This is a genomic window from Pseudomonas sp. C9D1 (assembly GCF_056491235.1).
In genome coordinates this window covers 1-17,436 of the sequence record NZ_JBSZIE010000002.1, presented here as the reverse complement: position 1 = coordinate 17,436, position 17,436 = coordinate 1, and the positions used below count along the sequence as shown (strand labels likewise).

Here is a 17,436-nt window from a genome sequence, read left to right as displayed (position 1 = left end):
GCCGTCGCCCTGGCCCTATGCGCCGGCGCCGTGCTGCAGAGCCCGGCTTCGTCGAGGACGCCACGGCCACCCTGACGGCGCGCAACTTCTACATGAACCGCAACTTCGTCGGCGGCACCACCCAGGCCCAGGCCGAGGAATGGACCCAGAGCTTCATCCTCGACGCCCGCTCCGGCTTCACCCAGGGGCCGGTGGGTTTCGGTGTCGACATGCTCGGCCTGTCTTCCCCTCAAGCTCGACGGCGGCAAGGGCACCCGGGGCACCCAGCTGCTGCCGGTACATGACGATGGCCGCCCCCCGCCGACGACTTCGGCCGCCTCGGCGTGGCCGGCAAGATGCGCCTGTCGAAGACCGAGCTGAAGGTCGGCGAATGGATGCCGGTGCTGCCCATCCTGCGTTCCGACGACGGCCGCTCCCTGCCGCAGACCTTCGAAGGCGCCCAGCTGACCTCCAAGGAGTTCGACGGCCTGACCCTCTACGCCGGCCAATTCCGCGGCAACAGCCCGCGCAACGACGCCAGCATGGAAGACATGTCCCTCAACGGCCGCGCGGCCTTCACCTCGGACCGCTTCGACTTCGCCGGCGGCGAATACGCCTTCAACCAGGGCCGCACCCTGCTCGGCGCCTGGCACGCCCGACTGGAGGACATCTACCAGCAGAACTACCTGCAACTGACCCACAGCCAGCCCCTCGGCGACTGGACCCTGGGCGCCAACATCGGCTGGTTCAACGGCAAGGAAGACGGCAGCGCCCTGGCCGGCGACCTGGACAACCGCACCTGGTCCGGCCTGTTCTCGGCGAAGATCGGCGGCAACACCTTCTACCTCGGCCTGCAGAAGGTCAGCGGCGACGATGCCTGGATGCGCGTCAACGGCACCAGCGGCGGCACCCTGGCCAACGACAGCTACAACTCCAGCTACGAGAACGCCAAGGAAAAGTCCTGGCAGCTGCGCCACGACTACAACTTCGTCGCCCTCGGCATCCCCGGCCTGACCCTGATGAACCGCTACATCCACGGCTCCAACGTGCACACCGGCAGCGTCACCGACGGCAAGGAATGGGGCCGCGAAAGCGAACTCGCCTACGTGGTGCAGTCCGGCACCTTCAAGAGCCTGGCGGTGAAATGGCGGAACTCCAGCCAGCGCCGCGACTGGGGCAACACCAACAGCTTCGACGAGAACCGCCTGATCGTCAGCTACCCGTTCTCGCTGCTCTGAATCCCCGCTTCATCCTCGTAGCTGCAACCCCTCGCCCGTCCTTGTGACGGGCTTTTTTATGGGGTGGGTAGAACCCGCGAAACCCGGCGCAGGGGTCGTCGGGCCGCACGGACCGCCCATCTCGTGCGAATTCATTCGCGATGGAGTGCCCGGCCATCCACAGCCAGGTGCCGGCGGAAGGTCTTTCGCGGCTGAAGCCGCTCCCACAGGGGACGCCCGCAGCGAGGCCGAACCTCGCACCGTTGGGCCTCGCTGCGCTCGGCGCCAACCTACGGCGCCGTGCCCAACCCGAACCACGGCGCTAACCGATGTGTAGGGTGGATGACGCTCTTTTCATCCACCAAGGGGAGTGGCCGGGAAGCACGGTGTCGGGCAGCCCTGCGGTCTGCTTGGCGAATGAATTGGCTCTGTCTGCGTTAAGTGTTGCTAGAAGATTTGGACCCAGCTGATTGCCGAGTTTTGTTGGTGCTTCTGATTTCGCCCCCCCGGGCGAGTCCCTTTTAACAATCGCCTTAAAAGGAACCAAAAGGGCTTGCCCCATCATCCGGCCCCGGCTTCGCCGGGGTTCCCTCACTCCATCGTTGCTCTGGGGGCCGGCGCGATGGGCCATCCATGGCCTGGCGCGCCTCTCGCGGCATCCATGCCGCTCGTCCCCCGGCGCAACGACTGCGTTCGGCCTCCTGGAGGGGCGTTGGCGGCTGCTCCAACCTTCTCTGCTCAAATCCACACATTGATGTGCGCACCAACCCAACGTGCACGTAGCGGCGGCTTTCGTAGGATGGCGTAGAGCGAAGCGAAACCCATGCTGTGGAGGTGGAAGAAATCCATAAATGCCCGGAAAGCACCGTGCTTGAGCGCTTGCATTAAAACCACAACAGTTAACGCAGACAGAGCCAATGAATTCGCCTCTACAGGTGCCATGGGCGGGATACGCCGCACACACAAAAACGCCGCCCGGATGCGGGATCCGGGCGGCGTTTGTGTGGCTCGCGGGTCAGTCTTGCAGCGATTCCACGCCCAGCTCGTCCCACACCGACTCGGCCAGGTGGAAGGTGGCATTGGCGGCTGGAATGCCGCAGTAGATGGCGCTCTGCATGATCACTTCCTTGATCTCGTCGCGGGTCACGCCGTTGTTCTTCGCCGCACGCAGGTGCAGGCGCAGCTCGCCCTCGCGGTTCATGCCGATGAGCATGGCGATGGTCACCAGGCTGCGGGTGTGGCGCGGCAGGCCCGGGCGCGTCCAGATATCCCCCCAGGCGTGGCGGGTGATCATCTCCTGGAACTCTTCGTTGAAGGGCGTGAGGTTCTGCAGGCTGCGGTCGACATGGGCATCGCCCAGCACCGCACGGCGCACCTGCATGCCGGCCTCGTAGCGTTGTTTCTCGTCCATCGGTGGCTCCTCGCTAACCCTGGGCCTTCAGGCGATCAGGAAGTCCAGCACCCGGCGGGTGAAGGCCTCGCCGGCCTGGACGTTGGACAGGTGCGCCGCGTCGAACTCCACAAGCTCCGCGCCAGCAATAAGCGCCTGCAGGAAGCGGCCGTGCTCGGGCGTGGTCACCGCATCGCCACTGCCGCAGACGATCAGGGTCGGCGCGCGGATGGCGCCCAGTTGCTCGCGGAAGTCGGCGTCGCGCACCGCCGCGCAGTTGGCGGCGTAACCCTGGGGCGAGGTCTGCGCCAGCATGGCGACGAGGGGCTCCACCTTGCCCGGTTGCGCCTCGGCGAAGTCCGGGGTGAACCAGCGGGCGATGGAGGCATCGCGCAGGGCCGCCATGGCCACCTGGCCATCGCGCAGCACCGTCTCGATGCGCGGGTTCCACACATCCGGGGTGCCGATCTTCGCCGCGGTGTTGCACAGCACCAGGCGCTGGATGCGCGCCGGCGCATGGATCCCCAGCCACTGGCCGATCAGCCCACCCATGGACAGGCCGCAGAACGAGGCCTGGGCGATATCCAGCGCATCCAGCAGGGCCAGCACGTCACGGCCGTTCTGCTCGATGCTGTAGGGGCCTTCGGTCACGAGCGAGGCGCCGTGGCCACGGGTGTCGTAGCGCAACACACGAAAGTGCTCGGTGAAGGCCGGGACCTGCGCGTCCCACATGTGCAGGTCGGTGCCCAGGGAGTTGCTGAGCACCAGCACCGGCGCACCGGCCGGGCCTTCGAGCAGGTAATTCAGGTCGCCATCGGCGAGTCGTACGGCAGGCATGCAAAGGCTCCTAACGCGAGAAATTCTGATGCTCGGCCACGGCGCGGTCGACCCAGCGACGCGCCTGTCCGAGGTAATGGGCCGGGTCGAGCAGGCGGTCCAGCTCGTCGGCGGAGAGTTGCGCGGTGACCTCGGGGTTGGCGCCGAGCACGGCACGCAGGTGCGCGCCCTCCTTCACCGCCTGACGGCAGCATTGCTCAACCAGGTGGTGGGCGGCGTCGCGGCCGATGCGTTGGGCCAGGGCGATGCTCACCGCCTCGGCCAGCACCAGCCCCTGGGTCAGGTCCAGGTTGTGGCGCATGCGCGCGGCGTCCACCTCCAGGCCCGGCACCACCAGCAGCGCTTGCTGCAGGGCGCCGGACACCAGGCAGCAGAGCTCCGGCAGGGTTTCCCATTCGGCGTGCCACAGGCCCAGGCTGCGTTCGTGTTCCTGGGGCATGGCGGCCAGCAGGGTCGCCACCAGGCCCGGCGCGCGGGTAGCGGCGCCGATAAGCACGGCGGCGCTCACCGGGTTGCGCTTGTGCGGCATGGTGGACGAGCCGCCTTTGCCCGGCGCGGCGGGCTCGAAGACTTCGCCCGCCTCGGTCTGCATCAGCAGGCTGAGGTCGCGCCCCAGTTTGCCCAGGCTGCCGGCGACCAGCCCCAGCAGGCTGGCGAACTCCACAAGGCGATCACGCTGGGTGTGCCAGGGCTGCTCGGGCAGGGTCAGATCCAGCTCCTCCGCCAGGGCGCCGGCCACGGCGAAGGCCTTGTCGCCCAGTGCCGCGAGGCTGCCAGAGGCGCCGCCGAACTGCAGGCACAGCAGGCGCGGTTTCAGCTCGACCAGGCGCTGGCGGTGACGGGTCACCGCGCCCAGCCAGCCGGCGATCTTCATGCCCAGGGTCACGGGCGTGGCGTGCTGCAGCCAGGTGCGCCCAGCCAGCGGCGTATCGGCATGCAGGCGGGCCTGGCTGGCGAGTGCATCAGCCAGGGTGGCGAGGTCGTTTTCCAGCAACGCGATGGCGGCGCGCAGCTGCAACACCAGGCCACTGTCCATGGCGTCCTGGCTGGTGGCGCCCAGGTGCACATGGCGCTCGGCCTCGGCGTCGCTGGCGGCGATGCGCTTGCCCAGCGCCTTGACCAGCGGGATCGCCGAGTTGCCGGCGCTGCCGATGGCCACGGCCAGGGCGGAGAAGTCATACAGCTCGGCCTTGCAGGCCGCCTCGATGGCCGCCACCGCCTCGCCGGGAATCACCCCGACACGGGCCTCGGCACGGGCCAGCGCGGCCTCGAAATCCAGCATGCCCTGCACCCGGCCGTGGTCGCAGAAGATCGCGCGCATGGCCGGCGCGGTGAAATAGGCATCGAAAAGTTGGTTGCTCGGGCTGTTCAAGCCAGTGCTCCGGAAATCAGGAAGGTGAATCGTTTTATAGCAGCCAGCCCGTCACGACCAGCCTTTACGCACTTCGCCTGGCACATCAGGCGTAGCGAGCTCAAACCGCTTCGTCGGATGGGTCATGGTGGGCTGAAGCCCACCCTACGACTGCATCACGCCGCCAGCCGTAGGATGGGTAGAGCGAAGCGAAACCCATCATGTGCATACGCATGGGTTTCACAGCCAAGCCTTACACCCTCTCGATGACGAGGGCGAGCCCTTGCCCCACCCCCACGCACATGGTGGCGAGGCCAAGCTTGCCGCCGGACTTCTCCAGCTGGTGCAACGCGGTCTGCACCAGGCGCGCGCCGCTGGCGCCCAGGGGGTGGCCGAGGGCGATGGCGCCGCCGTTGGGGTTGACCCGGGCGTCATCGTCGGCGAGGCCAAGGTCACGGGTCACAGCCAGCCCTTGGGCGGCGAAGGCTTCGTTGAGTTCGATCACGTCGAACTGGTCGATGCCCAGGTTCAGGCGCTCCAGCAGCTTGCGCACCGCCGGCACCGGGCCGATGCCCATGACCCGTGGCGCCACGCCGGCGCTGGCCATGCCCAGCACTTTCGCGCGCGGGGTCAGGCCGTGCTTCTTCACCGCCTCGGCGCTGGCGAGGATCAGCGCCACGGCGCCGTCGTTGACTCCCGAGGCATTGCCAGCGGTGACGGTCTTGCCTTCACCGTTGACCGGCTTCAGCTTGGCCAGGGCCTCCAGGGTGGTGTCCGGGCGCAGGTGCTCGTCCTGGTCGATCACCGTGTCGCCCTTCTTGCCCTTGATCACCACCGGGACGATCTCCTCGGCGAAGAAGCCCTCGGCCTGGGCACGAGCGGCGCGCTGCTGGCTGCGCAGGGCGAAGGCGTCCTGGTCCTCGCGGCTGACCTGATGGTCGTCGGCAACGTTGTCGGCGGTCTGCGGCATGGCGTCGACGCCGTATTGCGCCTTCATCAACGGATTGATGAAGCGCCAGCCGATGGTGGTGTCTTCGATCTTCTGGCTGCGGCCAAAGGCGCTGTCGGCCTTGCCCATCACATAGGGCGCGCGGGACATGGATTCGACGCCGCCGGCCAGGGCCAGCTCCATCTCCCCGGCAGCGATGGCGCGGAAGGCGGTGCCCACCGCGTCCATGCCCGAGGCGCAGAGGCGGTTGAGGGTGACGCCGGGAACGCTTTCCGGCAGGCCCGCCAGCAACAGCGCCATGCGCGCGACGTTGCGGTTGTCTTCGCCGGCCTGGTTGGCGCAGCCGAGGAACACCTCGTCGACCTGCTCCCAGCGCACCTGCGGGTTGCGCTCGATCAGCGCCTTGAGCGGGATGGCCGCCAGGTCGTCGGCACGCACCGGCGCCAGGCCCCCGCCGAAGCGGCCGATGGGCGTGCGCACGGCATCGCAGATGAATACGTCGCGGCTCATTCCTCACCTCCCTGCTGGCCGTGGGCGGCGGCGGTACGGGCCTCCAGGGCACGCAGCGCGGCCAGTTCCTCGGCATTGGGGGCGAGGGTTTCGCTGACGCTGTCGGCGAAGCGGATCGCCCAGCCGGTGGCCTCGACCACCTGCTCGCGGGTCACCCCCGGGTGCAGCGAGGTGACGATGAATTCGTGGGTGCCGGCTTCCGGCTCCATGATGCACAGGTCGGTGATGATGCCCACCGGCCCCTTGCCGGGCAGGCCCAGGCGCTTGCGCGAATCGCCGCCTTCGCCATGGCCGACCGAAGTGACGAAGGCCAGCTTGTCGACGAAGGTGCGGTGGGACTGCTTGAGGATGATCAGCACTTCCTTGGCGGAGCCGGCGATCTCCGGCGCGCCACCGGCACCGGGCAGGCGCACCTTGGGCTTGTGGTAGTCGCCGATCACGGTGGTGTTGATGTTGCCGAAGCGGTCGACCTGGGCGGCGCCGAGGAAACCAACGTCGATGCGCCCGCCCTGCAGCCAGTAGCGGAAGATCTCGCCGGTGGGCACCACGGTGTCGGCGGTCTCGGCCAGCTCGCCGTCACCGATGGACAGTGGCAGCACCGTGGGCTTGGCACCGATGGCGGCCGGATTCGTAGATCAGCACCACGTCCGGGGACTGAGGTCAGGCGCGCCAGGTTGGCGGCCTTGGACGGCAGGCCGATGCCGACGAAGCAGACCGCACCGCTCTTCAGGCGGCGGGCGGCGGCGACGGTCATCATTTCATTGGTGCTGTAGCCGAGTGTGGATGGGGCGCTCATTGCTTGGCCTCCGCAATTTTCTGCTGGAACTGGGCGAAGTCCTCGGTGCCGCGGATGTAGTCGTCGATCCAGGCGCTGAAGGCCTCGCGGTCGCGGGCGATCGGGTCCCAGGCCTGGTAGAAGCGGTTGTCGCGCTCGTAGTAGCCGTGGGCGTAGGACGGGTGTGCGCCGCCGGGCACATGGCAGACGGCGGTCAGGGCCCAGGTGGGCAGCACGCAGGCGTTCATCGGCGCGTCGAGGTCGTCGACGATCTCTTCCACCGTGACGATGCAGCGCTTGGCCGCCAGGGCCGCTTCCTTCTGCACGCCGAGGATGCCCCAGAGCAGCACGTTGCCCTTGCGGTCGGCCTTCTGTGCGTGGATCACGGTCACGTCCGGGCGCACCGAGGGCACGGCCGCCAGCACTTCGCCGGTGAAGGGACAGGTCACGCTCTTGATCAGCGGGTTGACCTTGGGCAGGTCGGAGCCGGCATAGGCGCGCAGCACCGCGAACGGCAGCCCGGAGGCGCCGGCCACATAGGCGTTGGCCAGGTCGGCGTGGCTGTGTTCCTCGATCTCCAGCTCACGGGGCCAGCCCTTCTCCACCGCGTCACGCAGGCGGTGCAGCGAGCCCACGCCCGGGTTGCCGCCCCAGGAGAACACCAGCTTCTTCGCGCAGCCGGCACCGATCAGCAGGTCGTAGACCAGGTCGGGCGTCATGCGCACCAGGGTCAGGTCGCGCTTGTTCTGGCGGATCAGCTCGTGGGAAGCGGCCGTGGGAATCAGGTGGGTGAAGCCTTCGAGGGCGACGGTGTCGCCGTCGTTGACGAAGCGCTCGACCGCTTCGCGCAGGGAGATGATTTCAGCCATGTCGATCTCGTTTTGTTATCCAGGGCGGAAGGTTCGCCGGGTGAGGGAAAGCTACCCCCGGCCCGGCCGTGGAACAATCCGATAATCGACTATCCGTTCGATAATCGAACAACTCTGTACCTTGCTAAGCATTTCTCTCGGCACCGGGAGCCTGCCGACGGATTTCCCCCGGGCGCGTAGGCGCGGCCTCCTCGTCCAGGGCCAGCAGCCCAGGCCGGGCTTGGGCCCGCGGTCGATGCACGCCCAGCAGCAGGTGCGCGGCCAGGCCGAAGATCAGCGCCCAGAAGGCCGCCGACAGCCCGAGCAGGGACATGCCGGACGCCGTGACCAGGAAGGTGATCAGCGCCGCCTCGCGGTCCTCCGGCACCGCCATGGACCCGGCCAGCGCACCGGCGATGGCGGCGAACAGCGCCAACCCGGCCAGGGCCGCGACCAGCTCCCGGGGGAAGGCGCTGAACAGCGACACCAGGGTGGCGCCGAAGAGGCCCAGCAGCAGGTAGAACAGGCCGCCGACCACGCCGGCCACGTAGCGCCGGCCCGGGTCCTCGTGGGACTCGCGGCCGCTGCAGATGGCGGCGGTGATGGCCGCCAGGTTGAGGCCGTGACAACCGAAGGGGGCCAGCAGCAAGGTGCCCAGTGCGCTGCTGGCGATGATCGGGCTGGCGGGCGTGCCGTAGCCGTCGTTGCGCAGCACGGCGATGCCCGGCACGAACTGCCCGGTCAGCGCCACCATCACCAGCGGCAGGGCGATGTTCAGCGTGGCGTGCCAGCTGAATTCCGGGGTGATCCACACCGGGGTGGCGAAGCCGATCACCAGGGCCGAGGCGTTCATCTCCCCGGTCGCCAGGGCGATGCTGCAGCCAGTCACCAGCACCGCCATCACCGCATAGCGCGGCAGCAGCCGCTTGCCCAGCAGGTAGGCGGCGAACATCGCCAGCACCAGCAGCGGTTTCTCCTTCACCGAGACGAACAGCTGGGTGCCGAAGCTGAACAGGATGCCGGCCAGCATCGCGGCGGAAATCGCCGCGGGCAGCCGGCCGATGATGCGATCGAAGGCACCGGACAGCCCCACCAGCAGGATGAGCAGGCTGGAGAGCAGGTACGCGCCCACTGCCTGGTTGAGACTAACGCCCGGCAGCGAGGCCACCAGCAGCGCCGAGCCAGGCGCGGACCAGGCGATCACCAGCGGCACCTTGAAGCGCAGGCTGAGGACGATGCCCAGCACGCCACTGCCGATGGAGATGGCCCAGACCCAGGACGACAGCACCGCGTCGGGCAGGTTCGCGGCCTTGGCCGCCTGGAAGATGATCACCAGCGGCCCGGCATAGGAAATGACCGTGGCGATGAAGCCTGCCACAGCCACCGACAGCGAGAAATCACGGATCAGGGTGCGCAGGAAGGTTGCCTGTCGCGTGGCCATGGCCAGCTCTCCTGTTTGTCTTCCGGGTCAGGCGGGGCGTCGCCGACGCCCCGCGCGCTTCAAAGCCACGCCCGCCGACAGCGGGAAGCCTGGGGCGCCCGCAGCGAGACGAAGCACATGGCCAATGCGGCAATGGCGCCGGGGATGGCGAAGGCCATGAAGTTCAGCTGCAGCGGTAGGTTGATGCCCAGCAGCGCACCGCCCAGCAACGGCCCGACGATGGCGCCGTTGCGGCCGATGCCGGAGGCCCAGCCAAGGCCGGTGGAGCGGATGGCCAAACCGTTGAACTGCGCCGCCGTGGCATACAGCAGGATCTGCGTGCCGATGGTGGTGGCGCCGGCGATGCCGATCAGCAGGTAGAGCAGCGGTGTCGGGCTCTTGAAACCGAGCAGACTGATGGACAGCGCCGCGACGATGAAGAAGGCCGCTACCACCCGAGGCAGGTTGAAGCGATCACCGAGGAAGCCGCCGGCGATGGCGCCGAACATGCCGCCCAGGTTCAGCGCCAGCAGGAAGGACAGGCTCGAACCCAGGCTGTAGCCGGCGTTGGCCATCAGCTCGGCAGCCAGGAACTGAGCGCGTAAACCATCAGCAGGCAGCAGAAGAAGGCGATCCACAGCATCAGCGTGCGCAGGGCGCGCCCTTCGCGGAACAGCTCCAGCACCGGTGCGCCCTGGGCCTTCACCTCCACCAGTTCGAGCAGGTCGTCATCGCGCAGCTCCCGCTGCGGGTCGACCTTGCGCAGGATGGCCCGCGCCTGTTCGGTGCGGCCCTGGCGCAGCAGGAAGCCGACGGACTCGGGCAGGTACCAGAGGATCAGCGGTAGCAACAGCAGCGGCACGGCGGCGGCGAAGAACATCGCCTCCCAGCCGAAACGCGAGCAGCATGTAGATGCCGACGCCGGCGGAGAGCATGCCGCCCAGGGAATAGCCACTGAACATGATGGCGACCAGGGTGCTGCGCAGCCGCTTTGGCGCGTACTCGTTCATCAGCGCCACCACGTTGGGCATCAACCCGCCGATGCCCAGCCCGGCCATGAAGCGGCAGATGCCGAACTCGGTGGGGTTGCGCGCCAGGCCGTTGAGCACGGTGAAGCCGGAGAACAGCACGAAGCAGATGGCGATGCCGCGCTTGCGGCCGATGCGGTCGGCCAGGGGGCCGAAGAACAGCGCACCGAACATCATGCCGAACAGCGCGTAGCTGCCCAGGGCGCCCGCTTCCAGGGGTGTCAGCCCACTCCTTCATCAGTACCGGCAAGACCACGCCGTAGATGAACAGGTCATAGCCGTCGAAGATCAGCAGCAGGGCGCACCAGCCCATCACCATCCAGTGGAAGGGCGTGAAGCGCGCGTCGTCGATGATCGCGTGTACGTCGAGTTTTCGCATGGCATTCGTCTCTTGTTCTTGTTGTCGAGAAAGCGTTGCGGGTGGAACCGCGGCTCGGGTTTCAGCCCAGGTCGCCACCGCCTACCGGCAGGGTCACGCCGGTGATGTAGGAGGCTTCGTCGGAAGCCAGGAAGAGGATCGCGGCGGCCTGTTCGTCGATGCTGCCGTAGCGTTTCATCAGGCTGCTGTCGAGGGTCTGGTCGACGATCTGCTGGTACCAGATCTTCTCCTGGGCGCTCTGCTCCGCCGTGTTGCGCGGGATACGCCGGGGCGGTGCCTCGGTGCCACCGGGCGCGGTGGCGTTGACGCGGATGCCGCGCCCGGCGTTCTCGAACGCCAGGCAGGCGGTGAGCGCGTTGACGTTGGCCGCGCCATAGGGCACGCGGTTGAGGCTGCGGGTGGCGATGGAGGAAACGTTGACGATGGCTCCCGCGCCCCGCTCCAGCATGTAGGGCAGCGCCGCGTGGCAGCACCAGAGCGTGGGGAACAGCGAGCGCCGCACCTCGGCCTCGATCTCGTGCACTTCGTAGTGCTCAACGGCTTGGCCCAGAGGGTGCCGCCGACGTTGTTGACCAGCACATCGAGGCGCCCGAAGCGTGCCACCGCCGCCGCCATCACCCGGCTGCATTCGGCGTATTGCTCGAGGTCGGCGGTCAGCGCCAGCACACGGCCTTCCCCCAGCTGTTCGCGCAGCTCGAAGACCGCTCGGAGCGGTCCACCGCCACCAGGCGGGCGCCCTCTTCCACCAGGCGCTCGGCCACACGGCGGCCGATGCCCTGGGCCGCGCCGGTGACCAGCGCGACCTTGTCGTTGAATCTGTTGCTCATGACGGTCCTCTGCCGTTGCCGGCCACCAGGAGGTTCACGGGTCGGGGTCGTACTCAGGCGGCGCGGGCGGCGAACTTCTCGTAGTAGAAATTCGCCGGCTGCACGCCCTGCTCGCGGATCAACCGGCTCACCGCCTCCACCATCGGCGGCGGGCCGCAGAGGTAGATGTCGACGTCGCCGTCGTTGAGGTGGCGCGGTTCGATGTGCTGGGTGACGTAGCCCTTGTGCGGGTAGCCGCTCTCGGGGTTGGCCACGCAGGCGCTGAAACTGAAATTGGGGATGCGCGCGGCGAAGGCCTCCAGGCGATCCAGCTCCACCAGGTCGAAGTCGTTGGTCACGCCGTAGATCAGGTGCAGGGGGTGTTCGCTGCCCTGCTCGGCGACCTTCTCCAGCATCGCGGTGAAGGGCGCCAAGCCGGTGCCACCGGCCAGCAACAGCAGTGGCCGGCGGATGTCGCGCAGGTAGAAGCTGCCCAGCGGCCCCACCAGGCTCATGCTGTCGCCGGCCTTCGCCAGCCCGGTGAGGAAGCTGCTCATCAGGCCGCCGGGTACGTTGCGGATCAGGAAGCTGACCTCGCCGTCCTTCTGCAACGAGCTGAAGGAGTAGGCGCGGGACTGTTCGCTGCCCGGCACCCTGAGGTTGACGTACTGTCCCGGCAGGAAGGCCAGGCGGCTCAGGGACTCGCCCTTGATCGACAGCGAGATGGTGCTGTCGGACAGCTGGCGCACGGCGCTGATGGCCGCGTCGAAGCTGGCCTGCTGGGTCTTGCACAGCGCGGACGAGGCCGGCACCCGCACCACGCAATCGCTGGCCGCGCGCATCTGGCAGGTGAGCACGTAGCCCTGCTCGGCCTCCTCCGCGCTCAGGGCATCGTCGATGTAGTCCTGGCCCAGGTCGTAGCGGCCCGCCTCGGCGAAGCACTTGCAGGTGCCGCAGGCGCCGTCGCGGCAATCCAGCGGGATGTTGATGCCCTGGCGATAGGCCGCGTCGGCCACGGTCTCGTCGGGGCTGGCGTCGATGAAACGGGTGACGCCGTCTTCGAAGGTCAATGCGATGTGATGAGTCATGTCGGGCTCCACGGAGCGCGGCCTATGGGTGGCCGGGCCGGGTGTTCAGATGTGGTAGATGTCGATGACCTGGCGCACGTAGTCGTTTTTCAGGACCACCTTCTTGGCCTTGATCAGCGGCTGCTCGCCCCGCACGTCGAGGCTGTAGAAACTGGTGCCGAAGTAGCTGTCCACGGTCTTGTAGCGGTAGCTCAGGGTGTGCCAGTTGAAGCGCACCCGGCACTCGCCGGCGGCCTGGTCGAGGAGCTCGATGTTGCTGATGTTGTGGGAGGTGCGGGTGTCCGGCATGGTCGCGCTGGAGCGGTCGGTCTTGATGCGGAACACGCGGTCCTCCAGGCCGCCCCGGTTGCCGTACCAGATCAGCGAGATCTCGGTCTGCGGGTTCTCGGTCAATTCGTCGCGGTCGTCCCAGGCCGGCATCCAGAAGCTGGCATCGGCGGCATAGAGCTCCAGCCAGCTGTCCCAATCCTTGTCGTCCAGGTAGCGCGCCTCGCGGTAGAGGAAGTCGCGCACGGCGTCATGGGTGATGCTCATTGCACGGCCTCCACGGGGATCAGTCGCTGCTCGGCCGCGGCGGCCTCGAGCATGGTTGCCTGCCAGTACTTGTGCTGCAGCACGAACAGGCCCTCGTCCTCGGTGCGCACGCCGGACAGCAACGGGTGCAGGTCGATCTCGCGGGCGGCCTCGTCGGCGCCTTCCACCCAGTGTGCGGCGCCGCGGGACATGTCGTTCCAGCCACGGTTGCCCTGGTAGCCGAGCTGGCAGGAGCGGAATTCCTCCAGGTCGTCCGGGGTGGCCATGCCGCTGACGTTGAAGAAGTCCTCGTACTGGCGGATGCGCCTGGCGCGCGCTTCGGCGCTCTCGCCCCGTGGCGCGATGCAGTAGATGGTGATTTCCGTCTGGTTGACGGAGAGAGGTCGGGCGATGCGGATCTGCGAGCTGAACTGGTCCATCAGGTAGACGTTGGGGTACAGGCAGAGGTTGCGCGAGTTCTCGATCATCCAGTCGGCACGGGCACGGCCGAAGTCCCGGGCCAGCTCGTCGCGGCGCTCGTAGAGGGGGCGGTCCTCGGGGTTGGCCCAGCGCGTCCAGAGCAGCAGGTGGCCCTTGTCGAAGGAGTAGAAGCCGCCGCCGTTCTTGGCCCAGCTGCCGGCGCTCATGGTCCTGATCTCCTCCCCCGCCTCGCGCTGCTTGCGCTGGTTCTGGGTGGCGGCGTAGTTCCAGTGCACGGAGCTGACGTGGTAGCCGTCGGCGCCGTTCTCGGCGGTCAGCTTCCAGTTGCCTTCGTAGATGTAGCTGCTGGAGCCGCGCAGCACCTCCAGGCCCTCGGGGGACTGGTCGACGATCATGTCGATGATCTTCGCCGACTCGCCCAGGTGCTCGGCCAGCGGCACCACGTCCGGGTTGAGGCTGCCGAAAAGGAAGCCACGGTAGGACTCGAAGCGGGCGACGCGGGTCAGGTCGTGGGAGCCTTCGCAGTTGAAGCTTGACGGGTAGCCCGCCTCGGCCGGGTCTTTGACCTTGAGCAGCTTGCCGCTGTTGTTGAAGGTCCAGCCGTGGAAGGGACAGGTGTAGGACGCGCGATTGCCGCTCTTGTGCCGGCACAGCTGCGCACCGCGATGGCTGCAGGCGTTGAGGAAGGCGTTGAGCTCCCCGTCCTTGTTGCGCGCGATGAAGACCGGCTGCCGCCCCATGGTCAGGGTGAGGTAGTCGTTCTTCTCGGGAATCTGGCTCTCGTGGGCGAGGTACAGCCAGTTGCCTTCGAAGATGTGCTTCATCTCCAGTTCGAACAGACGCGGATCGGTGAACATCTCCCGCTTGCAGCGGTAGACGCCCTTCTCCTTGTCTTCCTCTAGCAGCGAATGCAGGAACTCGAATCCCAGGGACATGGCCAGGGCCTCCATTGTTATTGTTCAGGCAGGCTCAGGTTAGGGAGGCGCGGGCAACGGCAATATCCGCTTTGTGCAGATCGCTATCCGTTTTGTGCAGAGGGGTTACGGGGTGTTGCGGATAGCGGGCGTGGCGGCCGCTTCAAGGCACAGATGCGTTTTTTGTAGGGGCGAATTCATTGGCTCTGTCGGCGTTAGCAGTTGTGGTTTTAATGCAGGCGCTCAAGCACGGTACTTTCCGGGCGCTTGAGGGTTTGTGCCACCTCCACCGCATGGGTTTCGCTTCGCTCTACACCATCCTACGAAAGCCCGTGCGCACCACATGGCGATGCGCTGGACGAAGAAAGGTGGGGCAGCCGCCAACGCCCCTCCAGGAGGCCGAACGCAGTCGTTGCGCCGGGGGACGAGCGGCATGGATGCCGCGAGAGGCGCGCCAGGCCATGGATGGCCCATCGCGCCGGCCCCCAGACGACGCTTGCGGCGAACGCACTTCAGTGCGGCCCGAAGGGCGAGCGTAGCGAGTAACGGCGATGGGGTGAGGGAACCCCGGCGAAGCCGGGGCCGGATGATGGGGCAAGCGTTTTTGGTTCCTTTTTTGTGGTTCGGCATCTCGACGATTGAAAAAAGGGACTCGCCCGGGTGGGCGAAACCAGAAGCATCACCAGAGCTCGGCAATCAGCTGGACTCAAATCCTCTAGCAACACTTAACGCAGACAGAGCCAATTCATTCGCCAAGCAGGCCGCAGGACTGCCCCGGCCCAGAGCCCCATGCAGCACCGCCAAGGTGGAGGTAAAAAGCGACCTCCACCCTACCCGTAGGTTGGCGCCGAGCGCAGCGAGGCCCAACGCATCGATGATCGTTGACCTGTAGACACCTGCCACAGCACAGGGCTGCCCACGACAGGCACTACAAACCGCGCCGCTTCAAGGTATCCGACGGCAACTCGCCGAACTGCGCCTTGTAGCTCTCGGAAAAACGCCCGAGGTGCAGGAAGCCGTAATCCAGGGCCAGCTCGGTGACATTGCGCACGCAGCAGTCCGGATCATTGAGGCAGGCGTGGATGCGCTCAAGCTTCTTCTGGCGGATGTAGTGCCTGGGCGTGGTACCGGCGTGACGTTCGAACAGGGCGTAGAGCGAGCGCAAGCTCATCTGCGCCTGGGCAGCCAGTTCCTCGCTGGTGATGTCCTGCTTGAGGTTGCGCTCGATGTGATCGGCGATGCGCTCGAAGGACGCCGCCTGGGAACCGAGCTGCTCACGACTTACGTTGGTGCGCATCAGGGTGAGCATCTTGCTGGCGACGATCTGGGTGTAGTGGTCCTGCACCCGCAGCAAGGGGTCGCTGCTTTCCGCCTCCTGGCAGACCATGGCCAGCAGGTTGATGAAGCCGTCCAGTTCCAGCAGGCGATAGCGGTTCTGCAGGAAGCGCACGCCGTCGCCCGGGCGCAGCCAGCGCTGCTCGTCGCAGACCGCCTCCATGAGCGCCACCGGCATCTTCAGGATGAATTTCTCGCAGTCGTCTGAATAGGTCAGGTCGACCGGGTCGTCGGGGTTGATCAGCAGCAGCTCGCCCGGCGCCAGGTAGTGCTCCTGGCGATGCCCGCGCCACAGGCAATTGCCGCGCAGCAGCACCTGCAGGTGGTAGATGGTCTCCAGGGCCGGAGAGGTGACCCGCACGCTGCCGCCATAGCTGATACGGCACAGGTCCAGGCTGGCGAACTTGCGGTGATTGAGGCTGGCCTCGGGTCGCCCCACGGTGGGCAGACGGATATCGTGGGAGCCGACATGCTGGTTGACGTAACCCGACACCGGGTAAGGGTCGGCACGCTCAAACACCATGCTGCGCTCGCTCAGCAGGCAATTTTCCATGTCCAACGCACTCTTGTTGTTATTTACGGAGCCATAGTGACCGGCACGGTATCCGCCGGGCTCGCGAACCAAGCAATTCGTCGGCGGATATCTGTTCGATTATCGGACACAGCAGTAGTTTAATGAGCCAGGCCAAAGGCTGGCGAGGCCAGCACTAGCCGCTACCATTCGCCCCTACCGGCAAACTCATAGCTGACGAGCGCTCATCCCATCAAGGAGGCACAATACAGGCAAAAGCGCTTGCAGATTCCTAAATCAGAGCCATTGACACCCTCGGTGCCATAAACCCAAAAAGGAAAAAAAAATGGACCGAAAAAGCTAGAAATTTTAATGAATAATTTTATCAACGAATCAGACACAAACATCAGTGCTTCCAACAACCTTGAATCGCTATTGGACGACCATTTTCCAGACGATGAATTCGTGCAACAGACCGTTGAAATGCTGTCTTGCTATCCACCGAAGGAAGACTTTCTCTTTAACAAGCAGCAAATACAAAAACGCCTCATCGAGACAAGAACCCATTTAGAGCAAACCCAGAGCACGCATAATTAGATTTAAAGAAGTCTCATAAAGATACATCCCAGCAGTTCAAATTACTCAACCCCTTAGAAATCTGAACAAAAACATCCAATGAAGAGAATAGTATTTGATGGCAGCGCAGCCCAAGTGAAATTAGTATTTGATGAGTATGGAAGTGGAAATCTATCCGTGGTCTGCCCAAAATGTTTAGAAGAAGCAATAGTTATTACAACCAACGAAGATTAATAAATACACCAAAGAGCCCCCGGGGTATACTGCCCTCACGACCACTTTATACTTGTTATGAATAGATCCTCACGCCCTCCAAAAACCTAGCCAGCAAGCAATTACTGCGAGGATTTTTTCAACGCGCCCTATGGACCAAACAGACTAAAGGAGCCACCACAAGCAGCTCTAATCTCTGACAGAACGCCCCATATATACACCCCATTATTCAAAGTGCGGATAGCACGTAGTCACCAACATTATTTCTCTCACGACTAATCGCATAGAGGCCGACCAGCTTTTTATGGATAAGCTCTGAGGCGATCTCGGGGGAGGCAAGCCTTACATCACTTTTG

General features: G+C 65.7%; 10 protein-coding genes and 5 pseudogenes. 1 reads left to right on the top strand and 14 read right to left on the bottom strand.

From position 1 onward, the window contains the following. The first annotated feature begins 17 nt into the window (after positions 1-17). Positions 18-1,217, top strand: a pseudogene (locus ACXI0U_RS08480) (OprD family porin). 994 nt (positions 1,218-2,211) lie between these two features. Here the strand turns inward: ACXI0U_RS08480 and pcaC are convergent. The 14 genes and pseudogenes from pcaC to ACXI0U_RS08410 form a co-directional block, all read right to left on the bottom strand. Next, entirely contained in the window at positions 2,212-2,607 is a 396-nt protein-coding gene (pcaC, locus tag ACXI0U_RS08475) for a 4-carboxymuconolactone decarboxylase (RefSeq protein ID WP_479550043.1), read from the bottom strand. A 27-nt stretch (positions 2,608-2,634) separates the two neighbouring features. Continuing rightward, positions 2,635-3,423 carry a 3-oxoadipate enol-lactonase gene (gene pcaD / locus ACXI0U_RS08470; protein WP_479550042.1) on the bottom strand — a complete coding sequence of 263 codons (789 nt, stop codon included), beginning with the start codon at positions 3,421-3,423 and terminating at the stop codon, positions 2,635-2,637. Positions 3,424-3,433: 10 nt separating this feature from the next. Continuing rightward, positions 3,434-4,795 carry a 3-carboxy-cis,cis-muconate cycloisomerase gene (locus ACXI0U_RS08465; RefSeq protein ID WP_479550041.1) on the bottom strand — a complete coding sequence of 454 codons (1,362 nt, stop codon included), beginning with the start codon at positions 4,793-4,795 and terminating at the stop codon, positions 3,434-3,436. 232 nt (positions 4,796-5,027) lie between these two features. Beyond that, positions 5,028-6,233 (bottom strand): 3-oxoadipyl-CoA thiolase, encoded by a 1,206-nt coding sequence (pcaF, locus tag ACXI0U_RS08460; RefSeq protein ID WP_479550040.1) that lies wholly within the window; start codon positions 6,231-6,233, stop codon positions 5,028-5,030. After that, positions 6,230-7,029 (bottom strand): annotated as a pseudogene (locus ACXI0U_RS08455) (CoA-transferase subunit beta). The gene pcaF and the pseudogene ACXI0U_RS08455 overlap by 4 nt, the downstream one beginning before the upstream one ends. Beyond that, positions 7,026-7,877 (bottom strand): CoA transferase subunit A, encoded by an 852-nt coding sequence (locus tag ACXI0U_RS08450; protein ID WP_479550039.1) that lies wholly within the window; start codon positions 7,875-7,877, stop codon positions 7,026-7,028. Before ACXI0U_RS08450 ends, ACXI0U_RS08455 begins: the two are co-directional and overlap by 4 nt. Before the next feature lie 124 nt (positions 7,878-8,001). Then, complete coding sequence (locus tag ACXI0U_RS08445) at positions 8,002-9,273, bottom strand: benzoate/H(+) symporter BenE family transporter (RefSeq protein WP_479551087.1); 1,272 nt, start codon at positions 9,271-9,273, stop codon at positions 8,002-8,004. Positions 9,274-9,356: 83 nt separating this feature from the next. Next, positions 9,357-10,156, bottom strand: a pseudogene (locus tag ACXI0U_RS08440) (MFS transporter). Between the two features lie 19 nt (positions 10,157-10,175). After that, positions 10,176-10,478, bottom strand: a pseudogene (locus ACXI0U_RS08435) (MFS transporter); the annotation flags it as partial. 266 nt (positions 10,479-10,744) lie between these two features. Continuing rightward, a pseudogene (locus ACXI0U_RS08430) lies at positions 10,745-11,510 on the bottom strand (1,6-dihydroxycyclohexa-2,4-diene-1-carboxylate dehydrogenase). 53 nt (positions 11,511-11,563) lie between these two features. After that, positions 11,564-12,577: a benzoate 1,2-dioxygenase electron transfer component BenC gene (benC, locus tag ACXI0U_RS08425; protein ID WP_479550038.1), complete on the bottom strand. Its 1,014-nt coding sequence runs from the start codon at positions 12,575-12,577 to the stop codon at positions 11,564-11,566. A gap of 45 nt (positions 12,578-12,622) precedes the next feature. Further along, a complete protein-coding gene (gene benB / locus ACXI0U_RS08420) occupies positions 12,623-13,111 on the bottom strand; it encodes a benzoate 1,2-dioxygenase small subunit (RefSeq protein ID WP_350448638.1) in 489 nt (162 codons plus the stop codon). After that, the gene (gene benA / locus ACXI0U_RS08415) at positions 13,108-14,466 is read right to left on the bottom strand and encodes a benzoate 1,2-dioxygenase large subunit (RefSeq protein ID WP_350448637.1); all 1,359 of its coding nucleotides are present in this window, start codon (positions 14,464-14,466) and stop codon (positions 13,108-13,110) included. Before benA ends, benB begins: the two co-directional genes overlap by 4 nt. Before the next feature lie 907 nt (positions 14,467-15,373). After that, positions 15,374-16,333 carry an AraC family transcriptional regulator gene (locus ACXI0U_RS08410; protein ID WP_479550037.1) on the bottom strand — a complete coding sequence of 320 codons (960 nt, stop codon included), beginning with the start codon at positions 16,331-16,333 and terminating at the stop codon, positions 15,374-15,376. Positions 16,334-17,436: the final 1,103 nt, after the last annotated feature.